Origin of the sequence: Limnobacter parvus (assembly GCF_024623725.1) — a bacterium.
Classification (GTDB): domain Bacteria; phylum Pseudomonadota; class Gammaproteobacteria; order Burkholderiales; family Burkholderiaceae_B; genus Limnobacter; species Limnobacter parvus.
This window is the reverse complement of sequence record NZ_JANKHG010000001.1, coordinates 391,918-414,625: the sequence shown is the minus strand read 5'-3', so window position 1 is coordinate 414,625 and position 22,708 is coordinate 391,918. Positions and strand designations below refer to the sequence as shown.

The window sequence follows — 22,708 nt, the reverse complement described above, 5'->3', positions numbered from 1 at the left end:
GACGGGAAACAGTGTCATACGTGGGTCAAATTTCGACGCAAATCTTTACCCTAAGTGGGTCAATTTTGGATGCAACTCAACACGAAAAGCAGAAGGAATTGCGTTTGGGGTCAACTATCGCGTCGGCCGATAAGCGGACCTCAGCAACCGTCCCATTTATACAAACTAGCTGCGTTCAAATATGAGCAAAATCTTGTAACCCCTTAGAGTGACCCGAATCAGCGGCTTTTTTGAAGCCCTAAACTCCTCTGTTAATGTGTCGTCTTTCCCCTTGAAGGCAACCCACTCATGCGCTTTCCCCACTTCGCGCTTCTAGCTCTTGCCTGTACACCCTTCCTCTTTTTGATACCCAAAGGAGCTCATGCCGTGCAGCAAGACAACCTCATTCTGTCCTCGGCTGTAGAGGGGCAATTACTCGATCATGGCAAACCTGTTGCGGGGCAAAAGGTTATTCGAACTATCTCTTGGAATATGGAGGCGGAGCCACGCAAGGAGATTACAAGCACAAACCACGAAGGTCGATTTCAGTTTCCTGAAGTTCGCGGTACGGCCGAGTTTGGCTTCTTGGCAAAGCTGTTTCATGTACCCAACGTCAGTATTCGAATCTATGTTCCGGTGAAAGAACTTGAGTACATGGCTTATGCGACGTCCCGAAATTCTTACGGTGAAAATGTTGAAACAGGACTACCTTTGATCCAAATTAAGTGTGATTTGAAAGACAAGGAAATGTTTAACGGTAGGTTGCCGGTTATCAATTGCGAAGTAGAAGAATCAGAAGCAAGGAAAAATCTGAAATATGACTAAGTTACTTTTGCAACCCAACTATGTTCATGCACTGTCTGATTTTGTTTACGAAGCAGACGAGGTTTTTCGCAAACTCAAAGCAGCCAATCCCACTGCAACAGTTGCACATGTATCCACACTAAGCTCAGATGAACTGCTTCGTGTTGCGAAAACTCGTAAGCTAGCGGTTGAGTCTGGTGGGTTTGGCACTCTGGCAGGAAAATCCGGCCTATTCAACATCGACCTCCTCAGCGGTTTCGGTTTTGTCGCGCACGGCACGGGCAGCCGAGCGAACGAACTGATTCTGGTTACACGCGGCACCAATTTCTCCCACAACAAGTTCGACCTGGGCACCAACGCAAACATTGGTTATGGCGTTGGTCCGCGTGGCAATTTGTTTCACCGTGGCTTTCTGAAAACCTTCAAAAGCTATCAAAGCCAGTTGGTTAATTTTGTATCGCAAAACGGTACAAAACGCCCCACCACCATTCACTGCATGGGCCACAGCCTGGGCGGTGCACTGGCCAATTTGAATGCATGCATGTTGCGCGATGCCGGCTTCAATGTGTGCTTGTACACCATCGGTGCGCCGCGTGTGGGCATAGTCAGTTATGCGCAAGACCTAACCCGGCAAATATCGCCCGACCAAATTCGCCGCATTGCCAACCCCTGCGACCCAGTGCCCATGGTGCCGGTGTTTCCGTATGCGCATGCGTCGCGCGCGCCTTCTGAATTGTTGGTGCAGCATGGCGAGAAGGTGGGAATAGATGCGCACCTGTTGCACAGTGGCTATTCCAAAATGGCCCACAGCAGCAGTTGGAGCGACTTTGCACCCATGCCGAATGTTTTATCCAGTCACGCAGACTTGGCCAACGATTTTGCCAGAATCGGCGGTGGCAGCATGTTCAACACCAAGCTGTTGGAGTTGATCGGCAAGCTGACCAGGCGGGTATTGCTCGACATGGGTTATGTGTATTTGGTCACCACGCAAGGCGCGCTTAGCGTTGCATTCACCGCCGTTGATTTGTTGGCCGAGCTGTTGATAAAAGCGTTCAACCACACCAAGCTGCTGGCTGAAGATGTGTTCACCATCGTGAATTCAATGTTGGGTTTTCTGGGCCGCGCGCAAATGCAGGGAAGCGAAATTACCTTGAACACCCTGCGGTGGATTCTTAACCAGTTCAGTGTGGAAATGGCAGGGCGTTCCGAGCAAGCGTTGTTGAAGGCGCAGAAGCGAAATTGAAATTTGCTCTTAGCGTGTACGCACAAGTACAAATACAGATTGTTTTATGGCGTGCCCGGTGTGTGCCGGGTTAGATATGACAATGAACTGGGCAAGGGCGACCACCGCCACTTTAACAATCAAGAGTGGCCCTATGTCTTCATCAATTTGGAAACGCTCATTCGCGATTTCCAGCGGGATGTTGAGTTATGGAGGCCAGGAAAATGAAAGCAATTGTTGAAGTGTTGCCCAAAGGCAGTTTATTGAATGGGTTGTTAAAGTCTGCGCGCAATCTGGACACTGGTAAATCTGTAAGTGGTGATTATCGCCTTACGTTTGAGTCATCAAAACTGCTTTTGTCAGAACTTACCGCTGCTCGAATCGCTCTTCTTGAAGAGCTTCGTATTGCAGGTCCGCTGTCCGTTTATGGTTTGGCCAAGCGGATTGGAAGAAACTATTCCAATGTTCATAGTGACGTGGCAAAGTTGATTGAACACGGTTTGGTAGCAAGATTCGAAGACGGTAAAAAGATTTACGTACCCTTCGATTCAGTGGAAATTCGTTTCACTTTAAATGCCACCAATTATTAAGTTAGATCAGCTCTGCCACTCTACAAACCGATACAACACCCACCCCGCCACCACGCTTGCCACCCAGGTCAGTAAAAACGCCAACAACATGGCACCAAAACTTTCAAGGCCCAAGGCAATAACCACCGAGCTTGCAAACACGGCAATGCCGTAGTGAATCAAAAACACGGAATAGGAAATGTCGCCCAGCCAGCGTACAGGGCCTTGGGTAATTACAACCACAAACCGTTCAATGCGCGCGCTGTTCATTAACAGCAATGCGGCAATGCCGGTTAGCAACAGGCGTTCGCGCCATTCAATGGCCAAGGCAATCGCCAGCAAACCAAACACCATCAAGCTGCCCACCAGCAATTTGTTTTCGCGCTGGGCCCAGCAGGCAATTACGCCCAAGCCGTAAGATCCGAAAAAATACCACGCCCATTCATCGTGCTCGGCATGCAAGTTCCACCACCACAGCGATGCAATTGCCATTGCGCAGGCCAGCAGCAGCAGGGCATGCATCGGCTTAATGAACTTGCCCGCGTGCGCACTTAACCACCCACCCAACACCAATGCCGCGTAAAGCTGCAGGTCAATGGCCACATACCAAATTCCTGCCGACAAGGCAGGCACGCCCACAATGTCGTGCAGCAAAAACACATGCGCCAGCGCTTGGGTAAAACTGGGCCAACCGGAAATTTGATCATGAACCGCGATTTGACTGCTCAGCCAATCAAACAACACCGCCACGGCAATGGCCACCCAGAATGGTTTGGCCAATCGCAAAAAGCGTTTTATGAATAGGGGCCACACGGCCACTATTCGACCTTTTTCCAGCATATTGAATAGCGACTGGCTGGCCAGAAACCCGCCAATCACCAGGAAAATTTGCACCATGTAGCGCCCTTCATTGGCAACAAAGCCCAGCAGCATGGGCCACTTGCTTTGCAGCGTACGCGACATCGGCGTGTACAGCAGCAGGTGGTGAACCACAATAATTTGCGATGCAAATGCTTTCAGCAGGTCGATGGTGGAGTTGCGCACGGGGAGTTAACGAAGCGCGTTCAAATGTTCGTGCAGAATACGTCGAATTTCTACGATCGCTTCGGGCGTTTCCTGCACGCTGTGCCAGGAATTCACCACCAGTTCCGAAGCCACACCATCCAGCCGTGCGCTGGCATAGGGCACCACGCCGTCGCTGCTTTCTACCAGCGTTAGCTTGGGCGTGTCGTTGCCCATAATCGAGTGGTAAATCACTTGACTGGAAATTGGCAGCTTGGCTGATTCCTGCACAAAGGGGTCTTGGTCGCTGAGGTTCTTGATGCTGTTGATGGCACCCACCAACGGTTCATCAGCCGCTTCATCGGGGCTGACCAACAACTGGCCTATTTCCGTGACCCGGCTTAGAACTGTGGCGGGTAGCCGAATAAGGCCAGACACAAAACGCGCAAATCGATTTTCTGCATAGGGCGTGCCACGGTGGGGTGCCGCAATGAAAATGGCACGGGTGGGTTGCGGCATGGCATTGAACACCACATAGGGTTCAATCTTCTGGCGAAGGCGTTTTTCGCGTTGCTGTGAAATGTTGTAGCGCGCCAGCACCGATTCCCACAACTGGTCGCCAGAATTCGACACCATTAAACGCGCCAGCACGCCGCCCATGCTGTGGCCGATCAGCACCATGTTGCTCGAGGCCCTTCGATTGCCATTGGGGTCAAAGTTTTCAAGCGTTGCATTCACGGCGTCACGAATGGCGCGGTTGTTAAAGGGCAGCGGCAGGTTGGTGGGGTAATACACCTGCCATATTTGGAAATTCTGGCGCAGTTCTTCATCGCCCAACACTTCATTGGCCACATTCACCCAAGCTTCCGGGCTGCTGGCCAAGCCATGCAACATCAAGATAACGCGCCTGTTGGGGTCGAAGGGTTGCATCAGGTAAATGCGCGGGTTTTCAAGTGTTTCACTTCGGCCAATCAACGACAGCAAACTTTCCTGCGCAAAACCGGAACGCGCCAGCCATAACCCGTAGCCCGATGTGAAGTTCGCTGCGAGCGGCACGCGGATGCCGCGTACATCAACGCTGACGTTGCGGTGCGGGTCAAAGCCCTGTAGCTCGACCCGGTTGCCCGCCAGTACCGTTTCAATGCTGTTGCCGGGAAAGCGCAACATCACGGTGATTGAAGGAAAGGGGGTTTCACTCCAGGGTTTGTTTTCGTCTTCGCGTTTCACCACGCTGTTGGCGAACACAGCCACCAGTTCAGCGCCCAAACCATCGCGCCGGTATTGGTTGCGTAAACCTTTGAAGGTGAGGGAAGACGCAGCAACCAGTTCATTGGGCAGCTGGCCCTTGTGGCTTAGGCTAATGCCAGCGGTGCTGCCGCTGATTTGCCAGGGGGCGAAGTCGAGCAGGTAGGTTTTTTCTTCTGAAACCGATTTTTCAAGTTGATCGCGGTAGCGGTTGAACAAACCCACCACGGCTTGCTGGGTTGAAAAATTGTAATAGTCGCGCACTTGCGATTGGCGGTCTTCCAGCGCACGAAGATCGGGCGTGCGGCCTGTGTAAAAAAGGTAGGCGTACGCATGCTTGGCACTTTCCAAGTAAGCCGACAAAGTGGCGGCTTTCAGGGCATCGTTGGCAGGCTCAAGCTTTTGCGCCTCTTCGTTTTTCAGCGCCTCTTGAAGCCAAAGTTCTGCCAAAGAAGAAAGCCGCTGTTCGTCACTTAGGCCGATGGACGCGATCAGACTTTGACGGCAGTTGCCTGTGTTGAAATTGCAGCGCTGTTCGTCGGTGCCAATGACTTGCAAGGCAGTGCGGGCCGATGAGCTGAGTGTGCCGGTGGTCAGCACATCGCCTCGGCGGGCCGACAGGTAATCTTCCGAACTGACCGAACCCACGCTGACGATGGCGCAACCAGGCAAGGTCAGTGCAACGATAAAAGCCAGGGCGATTCGGGTGAAGAAAGACATGTTCAGAAGGGACTTTCAGTGAAGTCCCTGATTTTACGCATGTTTCAGTCGCTCGCGTAGCATTGTGTTCACCGAAAACGGCTTCGAATGCCGAACCCTGCCAACAACACAATGGACAGCACGGTGACAACCGCAATGGTCCAGTTCTGGATTTGCCTGCCAAGCGGAAACATGAAGTTCCATTTGTGCAGCATACTGAAACTTATGGACTCTGGCTTCGCGCTGTTCAAGGTTTGATCGGCCATCACACCGGTTGCCGTGTCGATGAAAACACTGGCGTTCAGCGGTGCCCCATATTCAAACTTCCACACGGGCAGGCGCTTGTTCCGGAAATCGTAATCGGGTCCAAAACGGGTAATCAGGGTGGCGCTTTGAACCGCTTCCCGTGGTAAACCCGTGTGGTGCGCAGCAAGCTGAAACGCCAGTTCCCTGTCACCCTGCGACCATGGTTCACCGGTGCGGGTGTGTACATAAAGTGCTGGGCCAGTGGCTTGAATACCATCAAACCGGGCATTGCGAATGGTCTGTGGATCGGTGGGTACTTGACCCTTGGGTAAGGGCAGGGCCAGGCGGTAGTATGTGGTCCCTGCCTCGTCAGCGATCAATGAAAAACCGCTTACAACGAGTTTGTCGGTGAGAGTTGCCCATTCAGCATGGACCGGAAACTGAAACTGATTCAGCTGCATGGGCTTGTTCAGTGCAAGGTGGGATTGGTTGTTTGGCCAGCCATGTTGCAACAGGTGGTACACCCCGCTGAACGAGAACATGAATACCGGCAACACCAGCACGTACGCTGCGAGTCGATGCCAGCCTTTTGCGCCCGCAGCACGGGTTCTGCGACGAATCAGGATCAGCATTGACAAGCCGGTCAGGCTCATCAGTACCAGCGCACCCACCAACACACCCATCACAACGATTCTGGGTGTCTCGGCCATGTTGGGTACCCAGCTCCAGGTGTGAAACCACTGAAACGCAGTTTGAACCCGTTGTTTGGTGTGGTTTGACACGCCAGCAAGCGCGCCTGTTTCCGTGTACACCAATGCGTTCAAGCCGTCGTCTCGGTCAAATGAAACGCGATAAACAGGCAGCAATCTGTTCACGGGGTGGTAGTCGTCCGAAAACTGGTCAATCCATTCGATTGAGCGAATGTTTTCATAGTGCAGGTTCAGGTAATGACGTGCCAGAAAAGCGGCGTATACCTTGTCGTGATTGGGAAGTTCTGCACTTGTTTCAAGGCTGAAGTAGCGCCTTGCCTGTAAAGCCTGTTCGGTGACTTGAAGCAGATTGTCAGCTTCACCAACGACCACTTTGACGGCGGCTGCCTTTTCAACACCGGCTTTGGCAAGGATTTGGTCGAATGGCAGTGCTTTGGCCAGGTTTAATTCACGTTGCGGAGCGGCAAATACCGCCTGCTGCACCCCAAACAGCGTGAGCCATGAATGAAGCAAGCCAGAGCCGCCCCACAACAGCAATGCCGCAAATCCCAGCCAGGCCAGGGTGCGGTGCAATTTCAGCATGCGAACCTTGAATTTGGGACGCGTGTCCTGTGTCGTTCCTACCATTTCACTTCTACGCCCGCGTAGATGCTGCGCCCTTCGCCCGGCGCAAATTGTGCCGTGTCCGCGCCAGCCGCATTGATGATCACACCTGTGGTGGCCGCATAGGTTTTATCAGTCAGGTTGCGTGCATCAACAAAGAATCGCAGCGTGTCACTGGCTTTGAAAGACACATTCAAGCCCAGCAGAGTGTACGGGTCGCTTGCAAAAGTGTTACTAAGATCGATGAAATAACCTTCAGGGACGTATTCCAGATTCGGGGATACTGTCCAGCCACTGGGGTGCACATAATCAAGTTTGGCACGAACGTATTCCTCAGGAATACCGGGAATGGCTGCATTGCCGTAGACCGGATCATTGTCAAAACGGAAGCGGCCCAAGGTGTAGGCCAAAGTCCAGTCCAGTTTGTCCCCTTGCGCCATTGCGTTGCTGGCCAAAGGACCTGCCAGTCCAACTTCCAGGCCTTGATGTTCTGTGTTCTCGGCATTCAGGATGGCGCTTTGGCCTGGGAACGCTGGATTCGGCAACAGAAAGGTGACGAATTCGTTGCTGAGTTGGCTGTAAAAAGCGCTGACATCCCAACGCACCGCATCCACATTGCCACGTGTGCCGACTTCGAAAGTAACCGACTCCTGGGCCTTCAAAGCGGGCGCTGCACCAGTTTCTGAAAAAGTGGGTGGTTCGAAGGCACGGCTAAGGTTGCTGTATACCTGAGTATTGTCTTTCACTTGCCACAGCACGCCCACCTTGGGGCTGAACTGCGCGTAAGTTCTGTCGTAACTTGAATCACCATTACTCAGGAACTGATCTTCAGTTTCGCGGCCGGCATGGGTCCATTGCAGGCCTGTGATGAACTGAATCCTGGGCGTGAGGTGCAGGCGGCTTTCACCATAAAGTTCAATGTTGTCCGCATGCTGATCTTCATAACTGTTCAGTGCCGTTCGAATGCCCTGGTTGTGGTCGAAAATGCGCGCTTCAGTGGTACCCCACACCAGGTTGTATCCCAGGGTGGTGTTGTGCTGCATGCCGAACAACTCACCTTGCGCGATTCTGCTGCCAAAGGTGCCCAGGTCGCGGGTTTGCTGATCAATCAAACCAAAACTCAGCGGGTGGTACAGGTTCTTGTTGACCGTATAAACGCCTGCGTTGTATTCCACACCATTTGGCGAAATCCACGTGGTTTTGTTGGCAATGCGCGTGATCAGGAAGTCGCGCTGTGAATTTCGCGCAGCAGACACCGCGTTGGCCTGTGTCCGGTCATTCTGCAATTGGGCTTTGGTCAGGTTGCCTGGCAACTCCTGGTTCATGTCACCGTGAATCACGTAAAAACGAGTTTCAAGCTGCGGGCTGATTTTCAAGCCGGCATTGGCATTCAAACGGGTGTTTTTTTGGCCACTGAATTGCCGAAATCCATCCGACCGAAGTTGCGACAAGGAAGCAAAATAATCCCAGTTGCCCACCACGTCACCGGTTTTGAATTGGGCACGCGCGAATTCGTCGCTGCCCGCGTCCAGTCGAATGACGCTGTTGGGTGTGGTGTAGCCCGTGGGCGTTACAAAGTTGATGGCACCCCCCAGGCTGGCCGCACCGTATTGCAACGCATTCGCGCCTTTGTACACCTCCACATGCTGCAAAGCCAAGGGGTCGATGTCTTGAAAGTCGGAACCTCCGTCGGCCAAATTAATGGGTATGCCGTCTTGCAGCAAGCGAATGCCCCGCATGTGAAAAGTGCGCGACAAGCCCGACCCGCGAATACTTAAACGGGATTCCTCATTCACGCGGCTTTGTGCAAACACGCCCGGTGTGAAGTCCAGCATGTCTTTGATGGTCACCGCTTTGCCTGTCTCATAGCTTTCCGCAGCCACAACCGCCGTGCCCCCGGGGGTCTGGTTCAGCTTTTCTTCAGCAACCCGCACACTGGCAGCACTCAGGGCCTCACGTTGTGCCTGCACTTCCACACCTTGCAGCACCGGGTTGGCATTGGCTGAAAAATGGACAAAACCGAGTAGAAAACCTAACTGAACAGAATGCAGTTTTGAGAGACAATTAACAGGCATATCAGTAATTTTGGCTGGGTGGGTAAGCCTGGTTTATACGCCACCCCGTGGTGACATAAAATGCGGCATATTGTCGCAGCAAGGCTTCTTTTAAAATAGCGACATGAAAACACCACCCGTTCCAAAATTTGTTCATCACCCCGACGGGCGAGGCCTGAGCCTCTTGTTGCGAGCGTGGACCCATGGTCTTGCAGATCAATCCGACCCCTCGGTTCGCAGGCAGCAACTGGTCACCGTGCTGTGGATGCGAACACTGGCACTGGTTTCCCAAGTGTTGTTGTTGGGTGTGGTTGGGTTGTTGCTGAAAGTTTCCCTGCCTTGGGCCACCCTGGCGCTTATTTTGGGTGCCATGGCTGCCTTGAATGCGCTGACCTTTGTGCGTTTGATCAAAGGCCACGCCGTGGGTAATTTTGAAGTTGCAGCCCAATTGTTTGCCGACCTTGCCGCATTCAGTTTCGTGTTGTATTTCACCGGTGGTGTCACCAATCCCTTCGTGTCGCTTTATTTGCCTTTGTTGGGGCTGGCCGCGGCTTTGCTGCCTTGGGTACAGGTCGCATTTCTTGCTGTTGGCAGCGTGGTGGCTTACACGGTGTTGATGAGCAATTACATTCCCTTGGTTCTGGCAAATCCAGACGATGGCGTGCATTTTCATTTGGTGGGCATGTGGTTGAACTTTTTAGTCAGCGTGCTGATTTTGGTGGGTTTTGTGGCCCGCCTTAGTTCGTCGATTCGTGAACGCGACCACGCCTTGGCCCGCGCACAAACAAGGTTGGCCACTGAATCGCGCCTGGCCGCCTTGGGCAATCAGGCTGCTTCAATTGCGCACCAGTTGGGCACACCTGTTTCCACAATCGCGACCATTGTTTCTGACTGGAAAGCGGAGCCCGGCATGCAAACCAGGCTTGCGGAAATGAATGTGTTAAGCGCGCAGGTGAAGTCGATTACAGAAACGTTAAGCCAATTGCGCGCACAAATTGAGGTAGATCCGCGCCACTTGGCCGATGCGCAGGAAATCAACCCGAGCGAATGGCTGCAAGCCACCTTGAACGTTTGGCGTACTCGCAACCCGCAGTTTGAGGTGTATTTGATGCCTACCATTTCCTCAATTGCAGGTACTTTTAAAGTGCGCAAAGAATTGCTCGAGCTGGGTTTGATCACGCTGTTGGACAACGCCGCGCAAAGCCAACAGCGAGCAGCGGTACAGGCACCCCTGCAAGTTGAAATGCAGTGCAACGATGAAAGCATGACCTTGTATGTGAACGACGCTGGCGGTGGTGTAGATGCCGAACTGTTGCCGCGCATTGGTCAGCAGCTTTTTCAGGCAAACGGGCAGGGTATGGGTCTTTTTCTGTTGGCCAATTTGCTGGAACGTGAAGGCGGCAAGCTGAGTTTGCGCAATTTGAACCCGGGTGCGTGTGCCAGTTTGTGCCTGCCCGTGTTGCCGGCATGAACCGTAATATCTTGGTCATTGACGACGACGAAGTGTTCGCCAACACACTGGCCAGGTCGTTTGAACGAAAACACATTCAAACGCACATTGCTTTGAACAAAGTACAGGCCATTGAAGCCGCTACGCAGCAACAATTCAGCGACATCACGCTTGACTTGAATTTGGGTGAGCAATCTGGTCTGCAGCTCATTGGCCCCTTGCGTGCCTTGCAGGCCAACGCAAACCTGTTGGTGTTAACCGGTTACGCCAGCATTGCAACCACCGTGCAGGCCATCAAACTGGGGGCTGACAATTACCTGGCCAAACCCGCAGACAGCGCGGCCATACTGCGGGCTCTGGATGAAGATGTGCTGAGTACCAGCGAGGACGACACCAACATGGACGCCTTTCAAACCATGTCGGTTTCCAGGCTTGAGTGGGAACACATTCAGCGCGTGCTTGCTGAACATGAGGGCAACGTGTCGGCCACTGCACGGGCATTGAACATGCACAGGCGCACCTTGCAGCGCAAGTTGACGAAAAGACCGGTGGGCCGTTAGCGCCATCGGTCCGAGAAATCGCTTGGGGATTTCCGCAGTAAGCTTTTTTTATAGTGAAATTTGGGAACTTTAGGGCCGTGATAGACTCTTGCTATCACGCGTGCGGGCACACCTACATTTTAAAAAAGCCCGTTACACCCACAAACCAACTACAAGACACCGACATGACTGCAACCACCATTCAATGGATTGCCGCCTTTCTTTTTGCCGGCGCGCTTATTCACACCTTTTCTGCCAGCTATTTTGAACGCTTGGCTCACACCAGCAAACACCACAGTGGTTTGTTTCACCTGCTTGGCGAAGTTGAAGCAGTTTTTGGCATCTGGGCTTTGTTCCTGGTTATTGCCATGGCATTTTCTGTCAACCTGGATTCCGCGGTTGAATACGTAGACACCCGAAAATATATAGAACCCTTGTTTGTCTTCGTCATCATGGTGGTTGCTGCAAGCCGCCCGGTTCTGGACGCTTCCCGATTGCTGGTTGAAGGGCTGGCCAAACTAATGCCAGTCAACAAAGGCGTGGCCTTTACCTGGTTGGGCCTGTTCATGGTGCCGCTGCTGGGTAGTTTGATCACCGAGCCTGCCGCCATGACATTGGCCGCCTTGCTGCTGCGCGATGTGCTGTTTTCCAAGTCTGTACCCAACTTTATTCGCTATTGGGGCTTGGGCGTGTTGTTCGTGAACATTTCAATTGGTGGTGTGCTTACTTCATTTGCAGCGCCGCCTGTGCTGATGGTGGCCGCCACCTGGAACTGGGACAGCGCCTTCATGCTGGCAAATTTTGGCTGGAAAGCGGCCATTGGCGTGTTCATCAACGCCACCGTGTTTATTTTCTTCGCTGCCAAGCACCTCGGCGGCGAAGTTAAAACGCCCGAGGCTCTGGGCGAAGACGGTCAACCCTTGGCCCCAGTGCCTTGGTGGGCCATGGTGATTCACCTGATGTTCCTGGGCGCGGTTGTGTTCTTCGCGCACCACCCGGCTGTGTTTATGGGCATCTTCCTGTTTTTTCTGGGCTTCACTGTGGCGTACAACACCTTCCAGTCGCGCTTGCTGCTGAAAGAGGGTTTGCTGGTTGCTTTCTTCCTGGCCGGTTTGGTGGTGCTGGGCGGCATGCAGCAGTGGTGGTTGCAGCCCGCAGTAAGTGGACTGGACGATGGCGTGTTGTTTATAGCAGCAATGGCACTCACAGCGATTACCGACAATGCAGCACTCACTTATTTGGGCTCGTTGATTGAAGGCACTTCCGAAAGTTTCCGCTACGCCTTGGTGGCTGGTGCGGTGGCCGGTGGTGGATTAACCGTAATTGCCAATGCACCCAACCCGGCTGGTCTGTCGCTGCTGAAGCGTCAATTCCCGGGCGAAGCGGTGTCGGCAGGTGGCTTATTGGCAGGTGCCTTGGGCCCCACAGCTGTGGCCGGGCTTTGTTTCTGGTACCTGTAAAAATACCAGCGCAATAAAAAAGGCCCCGCACATCGGGGCCTTTTTTATGGGTCAATTCTAGTTAGCGGCTGAACGGGCTCACGCCGATTAGGTGTACATGCAACCAGGCCGCAAAAACCAACCAGGCCAGCACGCCAACCACCACGGTCATCAAGGTGCCCACTTTGGTAGGGCCATCGCCCGTAAAGCCCATGGGAATCGCTCGCTTGCGTGCGCTTTTAAACGTCAGTATTGCCCACACCAGGAAAGAACCAAACAACACGATGTCGGCCAAAGTACCGTTGGCGATCAAGTGGGCAAAAGCCCACAGCTTCACAGACAGGGTCATGGGGTGTTGAAGCTTTGCTTTCAAATGATTCGAGGGCACAAAACTGGCAGCCAGTAAAATCATTGAAAACAGCATCAGCAAGGCTGCAATGTGGCGGGTGGCTGCGGGTGGGCTCCACACAAACACCGGATCAAGCCGCGCTTGGCCGTAGCCATATACAACAAGCACCAAACCAATAATCGACACCACCGTGTAAATGGTTCGGTATCTGTTTTTTCCAAGCCGGGCGATCATGCCCGAGCGCCGCTGGTCATTCGGAATTCTAGTCGCATGCATGCCCAGAAACAGCACCAACCCCGCGACCAATATCAACATGCCCATTCAATTCTCCTTTTTCATAGTGAACCGATTATGTCACAGGCTTACGTTGCGCGCCGGGGTGCTGGTTTGGTCGCAAAGGTGCCCAGCGTGTCTGGCTTGGGCAGTATTCGGTCCAGCCACGCAGGAAGTCGCGTCAAGCCCAACACATTGGTTTCACGAACACCGCCTTCTGTAAAAACTCGCGTGCCCATGATGTAGTCAAACCAAGGGCGGGTTACACACCAATTGGCGCTCGGGTTGTTGCCCATGTGGTGGTCGTAATGCCACGGCACCCGCTGTTCGCCCCACGCCGGGTTCATGTGGCTTTTTTTGTGAACCCGGTAGTAATTCAGGCTGCTGTACCAAAGGGTGCCCACAAAAAAGGGTGCCACCGGGAACAGCGGCGAAACCGCCACGGCGCTGGCAATCAAGGCCCATGCCTCTTTGCCCTGAGCATGCACGCCAAGCGGGAAGCGTTCGTAATTTGGATCGTAGTAGCCATGTTCGCGCACTTCCTTGTGGTGTTCATGAAAGTGAAAGGCCCAGAAAGTGCCCCGCTTTTTCCCCATGCCATGCAGCACATATTTGTGCATGCCCCATTCCACTGCATTGGCCGTTAGCAGGCCCAAAGGAATTCCTAACATTGCTCTGTCTCCTTATGATTGTTGGTTGGGTTGAAACTGGCCCAATGCCGAATTCAAGGCCCTGCTGCCCAGTTCAACATGTTGCCGCGCCAATACTTCGCAACGGCGGTGTTCGCCTGCCCCAATTGCATCGGCCAGCTGGGCAAGGGTGTGGGTGTCGCGAAACTCGTCCTGCATGACCAATGTGAGAGTTTTCCAGGCTGCCAAATAAGTTTGGTTCATTGAGTTGAACGCCAGTTTGAACACCACATTGCCACTGCCTTGTACCACCTGCGCCCAGAAATCGAATGCCAACTGCTGAAGCTGGTGCAGCTCGGTGGTGGCCTGCATTTGGTCAACAATTGGGCGCAGCAGGTTGGACAACTTACGCCCGCCATGCAAGGCTGCTTGCGCCGCCACAACGGGGGCCAGTGCCTTGCGCAAAGTCACGATGCCGCGTGCCACTTCAAGGTTAACTTGCCCGTTGGCATTCACCATTAGGCTGGGCAGCAGTTCCAAGCCGCCCTCAGCTTCGAAGTTTTCGACCTGGGTAGCGCCGCCATGCCGCACCCGAACCAGCCTGGCCTGTTGCAAACGCTTGATGGCCTCCCGCACTGCGCCACGGTTTACGCCCAAGGTTTCCGACAATTCCCGTTCAGAAGGCAACTCGGCGCCAACTGGTAATACCTTTCCAAGAATGCGATCCCGAAGCTGGGCGTACACCTGCTCGGAAATTGATGTTTTTTGAATGGCTTCCATGGTTTGCGCGCGCTTTAATGTAATTTTAGTAAACTGGTAAACTGATCATACCAGTTAATAATGCAAAGATGTGAAGTGAGAATACGCAATGAAATCAATCGGGTTTGCTGTACTTGATCAGTTCACAAAGCTGGTTTTCAATAAACGCCAGTTTGGGGTGGCTGCTGCGGGTTACCAAAGCAATGGTTCGGCTGGGCTGCGGCGCGGCAAGTGAAACCAGCTTCACATCAGTGCCGTGCAAAATACCCGCCTGTATCGCCATGTCGGGAAGCAGGGCACACCCAATGCCAGAATTTACCAATTGCACCATGGTGCTCAGGTTGGTGGCTTCCACCAGACCGGCATCGCCTTGCCCCACTTTGCCGCGGCTTGCGCTGCAGGCGGACACCGTGTGGTCGCGCAGGCAGTGGCCTTTTTCAAGCAGCAACAGGCGGCTTGTGTCAATTTCTTCCAGTGCCTGTTTGGGGCCTTTGCACAGCGAGTCGCTTTGGTGGGCCACCAGCCTTAGCTTTTCATCAAACAGAATTCGTGCATGCAGTTTGCCCAGTTCCACGGGCAGGGCAATGACCGCTGCGTCCAGTTCGCCGCTGTCCACTTCTTCAAGCAACACACGGGTTTGGCTTTCGCGAACACTCATTTGCAATTGCGGAAACTGCGCGCGTGCGTCTGTCAAAATCTTGCCCAGTACATAAGGCGCAATTGTGGGAATAATGCCCAATCGGAATTCCCCGCTGGCCGGGTCGGCTGCCAATTGTGCACGGCTGACCAAATCACTCGCAGCCGACAAAATTCCCTGTGCACGCCGCACCACCTCAATACCTGCCGGGGTCAATGCCACGCGTTGGCGGTCGCGTTCCACCAGTTGCACGCCAAGTGTGCGCTCCAGCTCAGCAATACCACCAGAAAGCGTGGACTGCGTTACAAAACACATTTCCGCTGCGCGCGTGAAATTCAGGGTTTCTGACACGGCCAGCAGGTAACTGAGTTGCTTTAACGACAGGGCGGTGGCTTGGGTGTGTGCAATTTTCATTCTTTACAGATCAACGTGGGTGGCTGGGTTTATTGTAGCCATTTGGCGTAAACTTAAACCACATGCACAACCGCAGCACCGTCGTGAACAGCCGCATCAGCCCTGCTCAACTCGCCAGAACATCCAATGCCGCATTTTTGCGCGATGCGTTGTTGCGCACGCGCGAACGCACGCTGGGTTTGTTGGCTGATTATGTTGCTGGCTTGGGGGAAGAATGCCGCGTACCCCGTCGACCTGAGCTAAATCCGCCGCTGTGGGAGCTTTGCCATGTGGCCTGGTTTCAAGATTGGTGGTTGGCCCGCAACCGGCATTGGGCCAAGGGCTTGGACTGCCCGCACGATGCCCCGAAGCTGGAATCGCGTTTGGTGAATGCCGATGCCCGTTTGAATTCAAGCACAGTTGCACACGACACGCGTTGGGAAATCGGCCTTCCCGATTTGCACGGCACCCGCCGCTATTTGGCAGAATCACTTCAGGACACCTTGAAATTGCTGGAGCAGGCTAATGCTTTGTGCAGCCAGCAGCCCAACAAAGCGGATCAATATTTGTACTTCTTCCGCCTTAGCGTGCTGCACGAGCAAATGCACAACGAAGCCGCTGTGTTCATGGCCAAGTTGTTGAACATACCTTTGACCCAGCGTTATGCGCAGCGCCCCGGCTTGCAAGCGTGTGATGAGCTACACCAACTCAAGCTGCCTGCAACACAGTGGACCCTGGGCTGGCAAGGCGACGGCTTTGCTTTCGACAATGAAGTGCCCGCGTGCCCAATTGAAGTTGCCGCCTTCGAGATTGATTCCCGCCCCGTGTCGTGGGCACAGTACCTTCAATTTGTACAGGAAACCGCACGGGCTTTGCCACCTTTCGTGGCCTTGATCAAAGGCGAGTGGTTCAATCAAAGTTATGGTCAGGTGCAAACACTCGACCTGACCGCCCCAGCTGAGAATTTAAGCTGGCAAGACGCGCTGGATTACTGCGAATGGGCAGGCCGCAGACTGCCCACGGAAGCCGAGTGGGAATACGCCGCCATGACGCAGAACTTCGGGAGCCCTGCCATGCAGTGGGGCCATGTTTGGGAATGGACCGCCAACACCTTCTTGCCCTTCGAAGGGTTTGAAATGCACCCTTACGTGGATTACTCCAAGCCCTGGTTTCATGATCGCAAGGTGTTAAAGGGCGCAAGCTGGGCCACTTCACCTGAAATGGTGCATCCCAAATACCGCAACTATTTTCAGCCCGACCGGCAAGATGTTTTGTCTGGCTTTCGCACTTGCAAGTAAAATCGGAATATCCGATCACTCTAAAAGAAACTATCCGTTAGACGAATATCGCCTGGGTGGGCACAATTAAGCTGTATTCAAGTTTCTTGAAGAACAGGAGCCACCATGAGTTTTCATCAAATGACCAAAATAATTGGTTTGAATGTCGCCGATCAGGAAGGCTTTGACGCCTTCCGCGCGGCACGTGCCGTGGTGGGCCTGCTAATCGCAAGCCTTGGCCTTTACCTGGGTGTCACCCAAGGTGCCCCCAGCATATGGGCAGCCATTCAATACATTGCTGCCACGCCTGAAAAGTTACAGGCCGTTGAATATTCCGCAATAGCGGGTGCTGCAACTGGCCTGGGTGGCATGGCCTTGTTGGTCATGAAAAAAATTGATGACAAAGGATTGGGTCTTTTCATCGCCATTGCGGGCGGCATGATGGCCGCCGCAGCGGTGATGTCTCTTTTCATCCCGGCCATTCAAACCGAGGGTGCCCTGATGGTGGCATTGGTGGCCACCGCTGCTGGCTATGGGGTGATGACCATTCTTGACCAAACCCTTCCCCATGAACACCCGGTTGCAGGTGCTGGCCTTGCAGGCAAAGAACGCATGCGCATGGCCTTGCTAATGACCATTGCGATTGCACTTCACAACGTGCCCGAAGGTTTTGCAGTGGGTGCAAGTGCAGGCAATTTGAATGGATCTTCCAGCACTGCATTCTCGATCGGTTTGCAGAATATTCCTGAAGGTTTGATTGTGGCCACCGCACTGTGGAGCATTGGCGTGCACAAAGCGCTTGCAGCCTTGGCCGCATTGGCCACAGGTTTGGTCGAGCCAATTGGTGCTGGCTTGGGTGTGATTACTGCTGATTCATGGGCCATGGGTACACCGGCTTCAATGGCGTTTGCCGCCGGTGCCATGGCCTTCGTGGTGTGCAATGAAATGATTCCGGAGAGCATGAAAATGACAGGCAAAATTAAAACGGTTTACGTGGCTGGTGTATCCACTGTGTTCACTGCGCTTGCTTTGGGTTGGATGGGTGCCTGAATTCAGGTAGGCTAAGTGCCATATGAGCAGCCTACAACTTCGCGATTTAATTCAACACTTCCCCAATGCTGGCAGGCTTGAAGCCATTGTGCTTCGCCCAGACCGCCGAGTTCAGGCAGTGCATGCCGAACAGGCTACACTTCAGCCTGGGTTCGGCTTGGTGGGCGATCGCCGTGCGCAGAAGGAACGCATCGGTTCAAGCAACCGCAAACGCGAGCTTAGCCTGATTCAACATGAACACCTGCCGCTGGTGGCCAGCCTGTGTGGCAAAGCATCCATAGACGCCGCTGATTTGCGCCGCAATTTGGTGGTGTCGGGCATTAATTTGCTGGCCATGCGTTCACCGTTTAAAAATCAAGTTCTTGAATACCAAATTGGTGATGAAGCGGTGGTGCAAATCACTGGCCTGTGTGAACCTTGCTCCCGCATGGAAGAAGTACTGGGCGAGGGTGGCTACAATGCAATGCGGGGTCACGGTGGTGTTATTGCCATGGTGGTTCATCGTGGTGTCATTCGAGTTGGCGACACTGTGCGTTTGAAATCTGTTGTAGAAGTTGACTAAAAGTATAAGCATGCGTATTTACTTGGCCTTTGCCACTCTTGCACTTTCAGCCTGTTCATCAAGCAATGCACCGCCTGCGGGTTTAATCGCTTACAGCTGTGTGGCGGGCGAAGCCTTGCATTTACTGGCCTTCGATCCACATCCCTCTCGCCGTTCGTGGGCCACTTTGGGCGGTAGCGCGCAAAAAGACGAAACACCAAATCAAACAGCTGTGCGCGAATTCACTGAAGAATCCAACTGCGCTTACTCTGCCGACGAAATCGACATTTCCAATTTGAAAGGCCCCTCGATTTCACCGGGCACTCCCTTTCATCTGTATGCCACAGAAGTACCTTTCAAGTCTGCTGAGCAAATCGCGGAAGCTCGCCAGTGTGCAAGCATAGAACGCAGCCAGTGGGTGTGGGTTCGTCACCTGGATTTGCTGCGTGCGGTTAATGGTTTTAATGCCAGTGGGGATGCGCCCGTCGTGGTGCCCACAGTACAGGGCGAACCACGGGAAGTGCCGCTTTGGGACCGCGGTGTAGAGTCACTGAAAAAAGCCTTGCAAGACGGCGTGCTGCCCGAAACGATTGGCTGCAGTGCTACTCAGTTTTCTTGACTGTTACACCTGAATACAAAGCTTTGCATGGACAAGGCTTTGTAGCGAACATCTTCTGGCAGCACCTCGACCTGTGAACCAAGTCTTGCTGCGCCCATTGCAAATGGCAGGGGCAAGTAGTGGTCGTCGTCTGGGTGGGCGCGTTCAAAATGAGGTGCTGCTTGGGTTGCGTTTGCAATCGCGTCTCGGTCACCTGCCTTTAGTTGAATCTGTACCCAGTTGGTGAATTCACCGACGTAGGCTGGTGTCGCTTCACCCGCAGTGCCTTGTCGTAAATCCATGTCATCAAAGTTGTGGGTCAGGCTGCCACTGCCCACCACCACAGCATTGTGCTTGCGCGCAAATTCACCCACGGCGGCCCCCACCAACATTGCGGTTTGCGGTGTAAAGTCCACCGGCATGCTGAGTTGCAACATGGGCGGCCCACCCTGCGGAAACAGGTGAATGTAGGGCACCCAGGCCCCATGGTCAAAACCCTGTTGTGGGCGCAGTTCAACGGTGAACTCCGCAGCAAACTCATTGGTCAACTTACTGGCCAACTCAGGTGCCCCGCTAATTTCAGGCTGCAGTTCATACAACGCTTTTGGGAAGCCATGGAAATCATGAACAATCACTGGTGCAGTATTGCTTGTTACCGCCAGTTTATTGCTGCGCCAGTGTGGGCTAAGCACAATCAAGGCCTGTGTGTTTTGCGCAATTAATTGCAGCCCAATATGTTCAAGTGCTTTGCCGGGTAGGCCCGGGTCAACGGCATAGGTGGGTGCACCATGGCTGATAAAAATGGAATCAATGAGTTGGGTCATGGTCGATACGCGATAAAGAATCTGTTTGATCTAGATTAACCGGACAATCTTTCCGAATCGAGGTAACTTTTTCATACGACTCGCCGAAATTAACTGAACAATCATCAAACACCATGCATGATTACCACTGCGCTGCCAAGTAAAAGCCCAAGGAATTGAAATGAAAAAAATCATACTGCTGCTAATCGTGGCTGCCGTTGTTGCGGTGTTTGCATTCGATTTGCACAGCCTGTTGACGCTCGACAGCCTCAAGGCTCGGCTTGAGCAATTCCGACAATTTCAAGCCGAATCGCCGTTCATGGTTGCAGGGGTGTTTTTCGCTGCGTATGTGGTGGTCACCGCGTTTTCAATTCCGGGTGCCGCAGTCATGACCCTGGCCGCAGGCGCCCTGTTCGGTCTGCTTCAGGGCCTTGTTATTGTTTCCTTTGCATCCACCATTGGTGCCACCTTGGCATTCATCGGTGCGCGTTATTTGTTACGCGACACGGTGCAGGCAAAATTTGGCAATCGCCTGAAAGCCATCAATGAAGGTGTTGAAAGGGAAGGCGCATTTTATCTGTTCACACTACGCCTGGTGCCCGTGTTTCCGTTTTTCCTAATCAACCTGTTGATGGGTTTGACCAGCATGAAGGCGATTACGTTTTTCTGGGTCAGCCAACTGGGTATGTTGGCCGGCACAGCGGTGTACGTGAATGCAGGCACTGAATTGGCCGAAATCAACAGCCTTGCCGGTATTCTTTCACCCGGCCTTATTCTGTCGTTTGTTCTGCTGGGTGTGTTCCCGCTCATCGCAAAAAAAATCACCGACAAAATCAAGGCGCGCAAGGTGTACGCCAAGTGGACCAAACCCGCAAAATACGATCGCAACATGGTGGTGATTGGTGCCGGTGCAGCGGGCCTTGTCAGTTCATATATTGCGGCAGCCGTGAAAGCCAAAGTAACGCTTGTTGAAGCCCACAAAATGGGCGGCGATTGCCTGAACTTTGGTTGTGTGCCTTCCAAAGCCCTGATTAAAAGTGCCAAGCTTGCCCACCAAATGCGCCACGCCGCGAGGTACGGTTTACATGCCGCCACACCCAGCTTCAGCTTCAAAGTGGTCATGGCGCGCGTGCATGAAATCATCAAAGCCATTGAGCCGCATGACAGTGTTGAGCGGTACACCGGCCTGGGCGTGGATGTGGTTCAAGGCTATGCAAAAATTATCGACCCCTGGACAGTCGAGATTCAACACAACAACGGCGAAACAAGTCGCCTGACCACGCGCAGCATCGTAATTGCCGCCGGTGCGCAGCCCGTGGTGCCACCCTTGCCTGGCATTGAAACAAGTGGTTACTTGACCAGCGACACCCTGTGGGACGAGTTTGCAAAGCGCGAGGAATTGCCCAAACGACTGGTGGTGCTGGGCGGTGGCCCAATTGGCTGCGAACTGGCACAGGCTTTTGCCCGCTTGGGCTCGCAGGTTACCCAGGTTGAAATGGGCGAGCGCATCATGGTTCGCGAAGACCTGGAAATTTCAGCCATGGCAGCCGAATCCATGCGTGCCGATGGCGTGGCCATATTGACTGAACACAAAGCTGTTCGATTCGAACGCCAGGGCGAACAAAAAATTCTGATTGTTGAGCACAAAGGCAAAACGGTCGAAATTCCATACGATGATGTAATTTGTGCCGTGGGTCGCAAAGCCCGCTTGACTGGGTACGGTCTGGAAAACATCGGCGTTGAAACCAACCGCACGGTGGTGACCAACGAGTATCTTGAAACCCTGTACCCGAATATTTTCGCGGCAGGCGATGTGGCTGGGCCCTACCAATTCACGCATGTGGCCGCGCACCAGGCATGGTATGCATCAGTGAATGCATTGTTTGGGCACTTCAAGAAATTCAAGGCAGACTACCGGGTTATTCCCTGGGCCACATTCACTGATCCTGAAGTTGCACGCGTGGGCTTGAACGAACAAGACGCGAAAGAGCAGGGTGTTGAATATGAAGTGACCCGTTACGGCATTGATGACCTGGACCGTGCCATTGCCGACAGCGAAGCGCACGGCGTGGTGAAAGTGCTGACAGTGCCCGGCAAAGACAAAATTCTGGGTGTGACCATTGCCGGTGTGCACGCAGGCGATTTGCTGGCCGAGTTTGTACTGGCTATGAAGCATGGTTTGGGACTGAACAAAATTTTGGGCACCATACACACTTACCCCACCTGGGCTGAGGCGAACAAGTACGCTGCGGGTGAGTGGAAAAGGGCGCATGCGCCAGAGAAAGTGTTGGTGTGGTTGGGCAAGTACCATGCGTGGCGGTTGGGATGACCGCTGCCTTCGAGAAATCTCTGGTGTATTTGCCAACTCGGCGTGATTCACTTGTTCCGCACTGAAAACCGCTTTATCCCTTTTGAAATTCATTCTTGCTCACCGAGCTCGGCAAAAAAGATGGCCGAGTCTCGGTGTCGGCTTTCAGCCGAACGCTGCGCATGAACTCCAACGGGGCGGTTTCCTTGAAGTGCGGAACAAGCGAACCCACCGCCGAGTTGGCTTAACCAGCATCCGCGAATCTCGACCAGCGCGTTATGGTCATCGGCCAGTTTGTAGCCTAATCAGCAGCGGTGTTCCAATCGCTTCGCCTTTGAGAAAACCTGCCCGTTTGAATTCACACGCCACGGTCGGCTAAAGGCCGGCACCAAGTTTGGCCGTCACTTTTGCCAAACTTGGTGAGTCAGTGTGAATTTCAAAAAGGGAAATACAGGTTTTCAGGCGAGTGATTGGGACTCGCGCCGATTCGGGCTTCTAACCCAGGCTACGGACCCAGCGAGCGAGTGATT

At 53.4% G+C, this 22,708-nt stretch carries 21 protein-coding genes; 12 read left to right on the top strand and 9 right to left on the bottom strand.

The genetic code is table 11. The annotated features are described in order from the left end of the window. Positions 1-366: 366 nt before the first annotated feature. Genes NSP04_RS01915 through NSP04_RS01900 form a run of 4 tightly spaced genes read left to right on the top strand, consistent with a single transcriptional unit; the run spans position 367 to position 2,595 of the window. Positions 367-804, top strand: coding sequence for a DUF6795 domain-containing protein (locus NSP04_RS01915; RefSeq protein WP_257510642.1), 438 nt, complete (start codon positions 367-369; stop codon positions 802-804). Beyond that, positions 797-2,026, top strand: a complete 1,230-nt coding sequence (locus tag NSP04_RS01910; protein WP_257510641.1) for a lipase family protein — start codon at positions 797-799, stop codon at positions 2,024-2,026. Before NSP04_RS01915 ends, NSP04_RS01910 begins: the two co-directional genes overlap by 8 nt. A 3-nt stretch (positions 2,027-2,029) precedes the next feature. Next, positions 2,030-2,233, top strand: coding sequence for a toxin-antitoxin system TumE family protein (locus NSP04_RS01905; RefSeq protein ID WP_257510640.1), 204 nt, complete (start codon positions 2,030-2,032; stop codon positions 2,231-2,233). Then, positions 2,230-2,595, top strand: coding sequence for an HVO_A0114 family putative DNA-binding protein (locus NSP04_RS01900; protein ID WP_257510639.1), 366 nt, complete (start codon positions 2,230-2,232; stop codon positions 2,593-2,595). Before NSP04_RS01905 ends, NSP04_RS01900 begins: the two co-directional genes overlap by 4 nt. Positions 2,596-2,601: 6 nt before the next feature. On the opposite strand, the gene NSP04_RS01895 is transcribed toward NSP04_RS01900, so the two are convergent. The 4 genes from NSP04_RS01895 to NSP04_RS01880 all read right to left on the bottom strand — a co-directional run bounded on the left by NSP04_RS01895 (position 2,602) and on the right by NSP04_RS01880 (position 9,049). Beyond that, positions 2,602-3,618, bottom strand: coding sequence for an acyltransferase family protein (locus NSP04_RS01895; RefSeq protein ID WP_257510638.1), 1,017 nt, complete (start codon positions 3,616-3,618; stop codon positions 2,602-2,604). Positions 3,619-3,624: 6 nt separating this feature from the next. Continuing rightward, positions 3,625-5,541 carry an esterase/lipase family protein gene (locus tag NSP04_RS01890; protein WP_257510637.1) on the bottom strand — a complete coding sequence of 639 codons (1,917 nt, stop codon included), beginning with the start codon at positions 5,539-5,541 and terminating at the stop codon, positions 3,625-3,627. A gap of 68 nt (positions 5,542-5,609) precedes the next feature. Continuing rightward, positions 5,610-7,103: a PepSY-associated transmembrane domain-containing protein gene (locus tag NSP04_RS01885; protein ID WP_257510636.1), complete on the bottom strand. Its 1,494-nt coding sequence runs from the start codon at positions 7,101-7,103 to the stop codon at positions 5,610-5,612. Next, a complete protein-coding gene (locus NSP04_RS01880) occupies positions 7,097-9,049 on the bottom strand; it encodes a TonB-dependent receptor family protein (RefSeq protein ID WP_257510635.1) in 1,953 nt (650 codons plus the stop codon). Before NSP04_RS01880 ends, NSP04_RS01885 begins: the two co-directional genes overlap by 7 nt. Before the next feature lie 208 nt (positions 9,050-9,257). On the opposite strand from NSP04_RS01880, the gene NSP04_RS01875 reads away from it, so the two are divergent. The 3 genes from NSP04_RS01875 (at position 9,258) to NSP04_RS01865 (ending at position 12,582) form a co-directional block, all read left to right on the top strand. After that, positions 9,258-10,604 carry an ATP-binding protein gene (locus tag NSP04_RS01875; protein WP_257510634.1) on the top strand — a complete coding sequence of 449 codons (1,347 nt, stop codon included), beginning with the start codon at positions 9,258-9,260 and terminating at the stop codon, positions 10,602-10,604. Next, positions 10,601-11,143, top strand: a complete 543-nt coding sequence (locus NSP04_RS01870; RefSeq protein WP_257510633.1) for a response regulator transcription factor — start codon at positions 10,601-10,603, stop codon at positions 11,141-11,143. Before NSP04_RS01875 ends, NSP04_RS01870 begins: the two co-directional genes overlap by 4 nt. A 164-nt stretch (positions 11,144-11,307) precedes the next feature. After that, complete coding sequence (locus tag NSP04_RS01865; RefSeq protein ID WP_257510632.1) at positions 11,308-12,582, top strand: putative Na+/H+ antiporter; 1,275 nt, start codon at positions 11,308-11,310, stop codon at positions 12,580-12,582. A 61-nt stretch (positions 12,583-12,643) separates the two neighbouring features. Here NSP04_RS01865 and NSP04_RS01860 read toward each other — a convergent pair whose 3' ends face one another. From NSP04_RS01860 to NSP04_RS01845, 4 genes are all read right to left on the bottom strand, one after another. Continuing rightward, entirely contained in the window at positions 12,644-13,231 is a 588-nt protein-coding gene (locus NSP04_RS01860) for an NnrU family protein (protein WP_257510631.1), read from the bottom strand. 41 nt (positions 13,232-13,272) lie between these two features. Further along, positions 13,273-13,854: a hypothetical protein gene (locus tag NSP04_RS01855; RefSeq protein ID WP_257510630.1), complete on the bottom strand. Its 582-nt coding sequence runs from the start codon at positions 13,852-13,854 to the stop codon at positions 13,273-13,275. 12 nt (positions 13,855-13,866) lie between these two features. Next, positions 13,867-14,592, bottom strand: coding sequence for a FadR/GntR family transcriptional regulator (locus tag NSP04_RS01850; RefSeq protein WP_257510629.1), 726 nt, complete (start codon positions 14,590-14,592; stop codon positions 13,867-13,869). Positions 14,593-14,686: 94 nt separating this feature from the next. Further along, positions 14,687-15,622: a hydrogen peroxide-inducible genes activator gene (locus tag NSP04_RS01845; RefSeq protein ID WP_257510628.1), complete on the bottom strand. Its 936-nt coding sequence runs from the start codon at positions 15,620-15,622 to the stop codon at positions 14,687-14,689. Positions 15,623-15,705: 83 nt separating this feature from the next. Between NSP04_RS01845 and NSP04_RS01840 the strand changes: the two genes are divergently transcribed. The 4 genes from NSP04_RS01840 to NSP04_RS01825 all read left to right on the top strand — a co-directional run bounded on the left by NSP04_RS01840 (position 15,706) and on the right by NSP04_RS01825 (position 19,088). Continuing rightward, positions 15,706-16,899, top strand: coding sequence for an SUMF1/EgtB/PvdO family nonheme iron enzyme (locus tag NSP04_RS01840; protein WP_257510627.1), 1,194 nt, complete (start codon positions 15,706-15,708; stop codon positions 16,897-16,899). A gap of 105 nt (positions 16,900-17,004) precedes the next feature. Next, complete coding sequence (locus NSP04_RS01835) at positions 17,005-17,928, top strand: ZIP family metal transporter (protein ID WP_257510626.1); 924 nt, start codon at positions 17,005-17,007, stop codon at positions 17,926-17,928. A 22-nt stretch (positions 17,929-17,950) separates the two neighbouring features. Next, the gene (locus tag NSP04_RS01830) at positions 17,951-18,490 is read left to right on the top strand and encodes an MOSC domain-containing protein (protein WP_257510625.1); all 540 of its coding nucleotides are present in this window, start codon (positions 17,951-17,953) and stop codon (positions 18,488-18,490) included. A 10-nt stretch (positions 18,491-18,500) separates the two neighbouring features. Further along, the gene (locus NSP04_RS01825) at positions 18,501-19,088 is read left to right on the top strand and encodes an NUDIX domain-containing protein (protein WP_257510624.1); all 588 of its coding nucleotides are present in this window, start codon (positions 18,501-18,503) and stop codon (positions 19,086-19,088) included. On the opposite strand, the gene NSP04_RS01820 is transcribed toward NSP04_RS01825, so the two are convergent. Beyond that, positions 19,076-19,891, bottom strand: a complete 816-nt coding sequence (locus NSP04_RS01820) for a DODA-type extradiol aromatic ring-opening family dioxygenase (RefSeq protein WP_257510623.1) — start codon at positions 19,889-19,891, stop codon at positions 19,076-19,078. The two genes, NSP04_RS01825 and NSP04_RS01820, sit on opposite strands and share 13 nt — an antisense overlap. A 160-nt stretch (positions 19,892-20,051) precedes the next feature. On the opposite strand from NSP04_RS01820, the gene NSP04_RS01815 reads away from it, so the two are divergent. After that, a complete protein-coding gene (locus NSP04_RS01815; RefSeq protein WP_257510622.1) occupies positions 20,052-22,199 on the top strand; it encodes a dihydrolipoyl dehydrogenase family protein in 2,148 nt (715 codons plus the stop codon). Positions 22,200-22,708 lie beyond the last annotated feature (509 nt).

Bases quoted from the DNA above. Each gene is read 5' to 3' on its own strand.
- NSP04_RS01910 (WP_257510641.1), top strand. From the start codon at position 797: ATGACTAAGTTACTTTTGCAACCCAACTATGTTCATGCACTGTCTGAT.
- NSP04_RS01900 (WP_257510639.1), top strand. From the start codon at position 2,230: ATGAAAGCAATTGTTGAAGTGTTGCCCAAAGGCAGTTTATTGAATGGG.
- NSP04_RS01890 (WP_257510637.1), bottom strand. From the start codon at position 5,541: ATGTCTTTCTTCACCCGAATCGCCCTGGCTTTTATCGTTGCACTGACC.
- NSP04_RS01885 (WP_257510636.1), bottom strand. From the start codon at position 7,103: ATGGTAGGAACGACACAGGACACGCGTCCCAAATTCAAGGTTCGCATG.
- NSP04_RS01875 (WP_257510634.1), top strand. From the start codon at position 9,258: ATGAAAACACCACCCGTTCCAAAATTTGTTCATCACCCCGACGGGCGA.
- NSP04_RS01870 (WP_257510633.1), top strand. From the start codon at position 10,601: ATGAACCGTAATATCTTGGTCATTGACGACGACGAAGTGTTCGCCAAC.
- NSP04_RS01865 (WP_257510632.1), top strand. From the start codon at position 11,308: ATGACTGCAACCACCATTCAATGGATTGCCGCCTTTCTTTTTGCCGGC.
- NSP04_RS01860 (WP_257510631.1), bottom strand. From the start codon at position 13,231: ATGGGCATGTTGATATTGGTCGCGGGGTTGGTGCTGTTTCTGGGCATG.
- NSP04_RS01855 (WP_257510630.1), bottom strand. From the start codon at position 13,854: ATGTTAGGAATTCCTTTGGGCCTGCTAACGGCCAATGCAGTGGAATGG.
- NSP04_RS01850 (WP_257510629.1), bottom strand. From the start codon at position 14,592: ATGGAAGCCATTCAAAAAACATCAATTTCCGAGCAGGTGTACGCCCAG.
- NSP04_RS01845 (WP_257510628.1), bottom strand. From the start codon at position 15,622: ATGAAAATTGCACACACCCAAGCCACCGCCCTGTCGTTAAAGCAACTC.
- NSP04_RS01835 (WP_257510626.1), top strand. From the start codon at position 17,005: ATGAGTTTTCATCAAATGACCAAAATAATTGGTTTGAATGTCGCCGAT.
- NSP04_RS01830 (WP_257510625.1), top strand. From the start codon at position 17,951: ATGAGCAGCCTACAACTTCGCGATTTAATTCAACACTTCCCCAATGCT.
- NSP04_RS01825 (WP_257510624.1), top strand. From the start codon at position 18,501: ATGCGTATTTACTTGGCCTTTGCCACTCTTGCACTTTCAGCCTGTTCA.
- NSP04_RS01820 (WP_257510623.1), bottom strand. From the start codon at position 19,891: ATGACCCAACTCATTGATTCCATTTTTATCAGCCATGGTGCACCCACC.
- NSP04_RS01815 (WP_257510622.1), top strand. From the start codon at position 20,052: ATGAAAAAAATCATACTGCTGCTAATCGTGGCTGCCGTTGTTGCGGTG.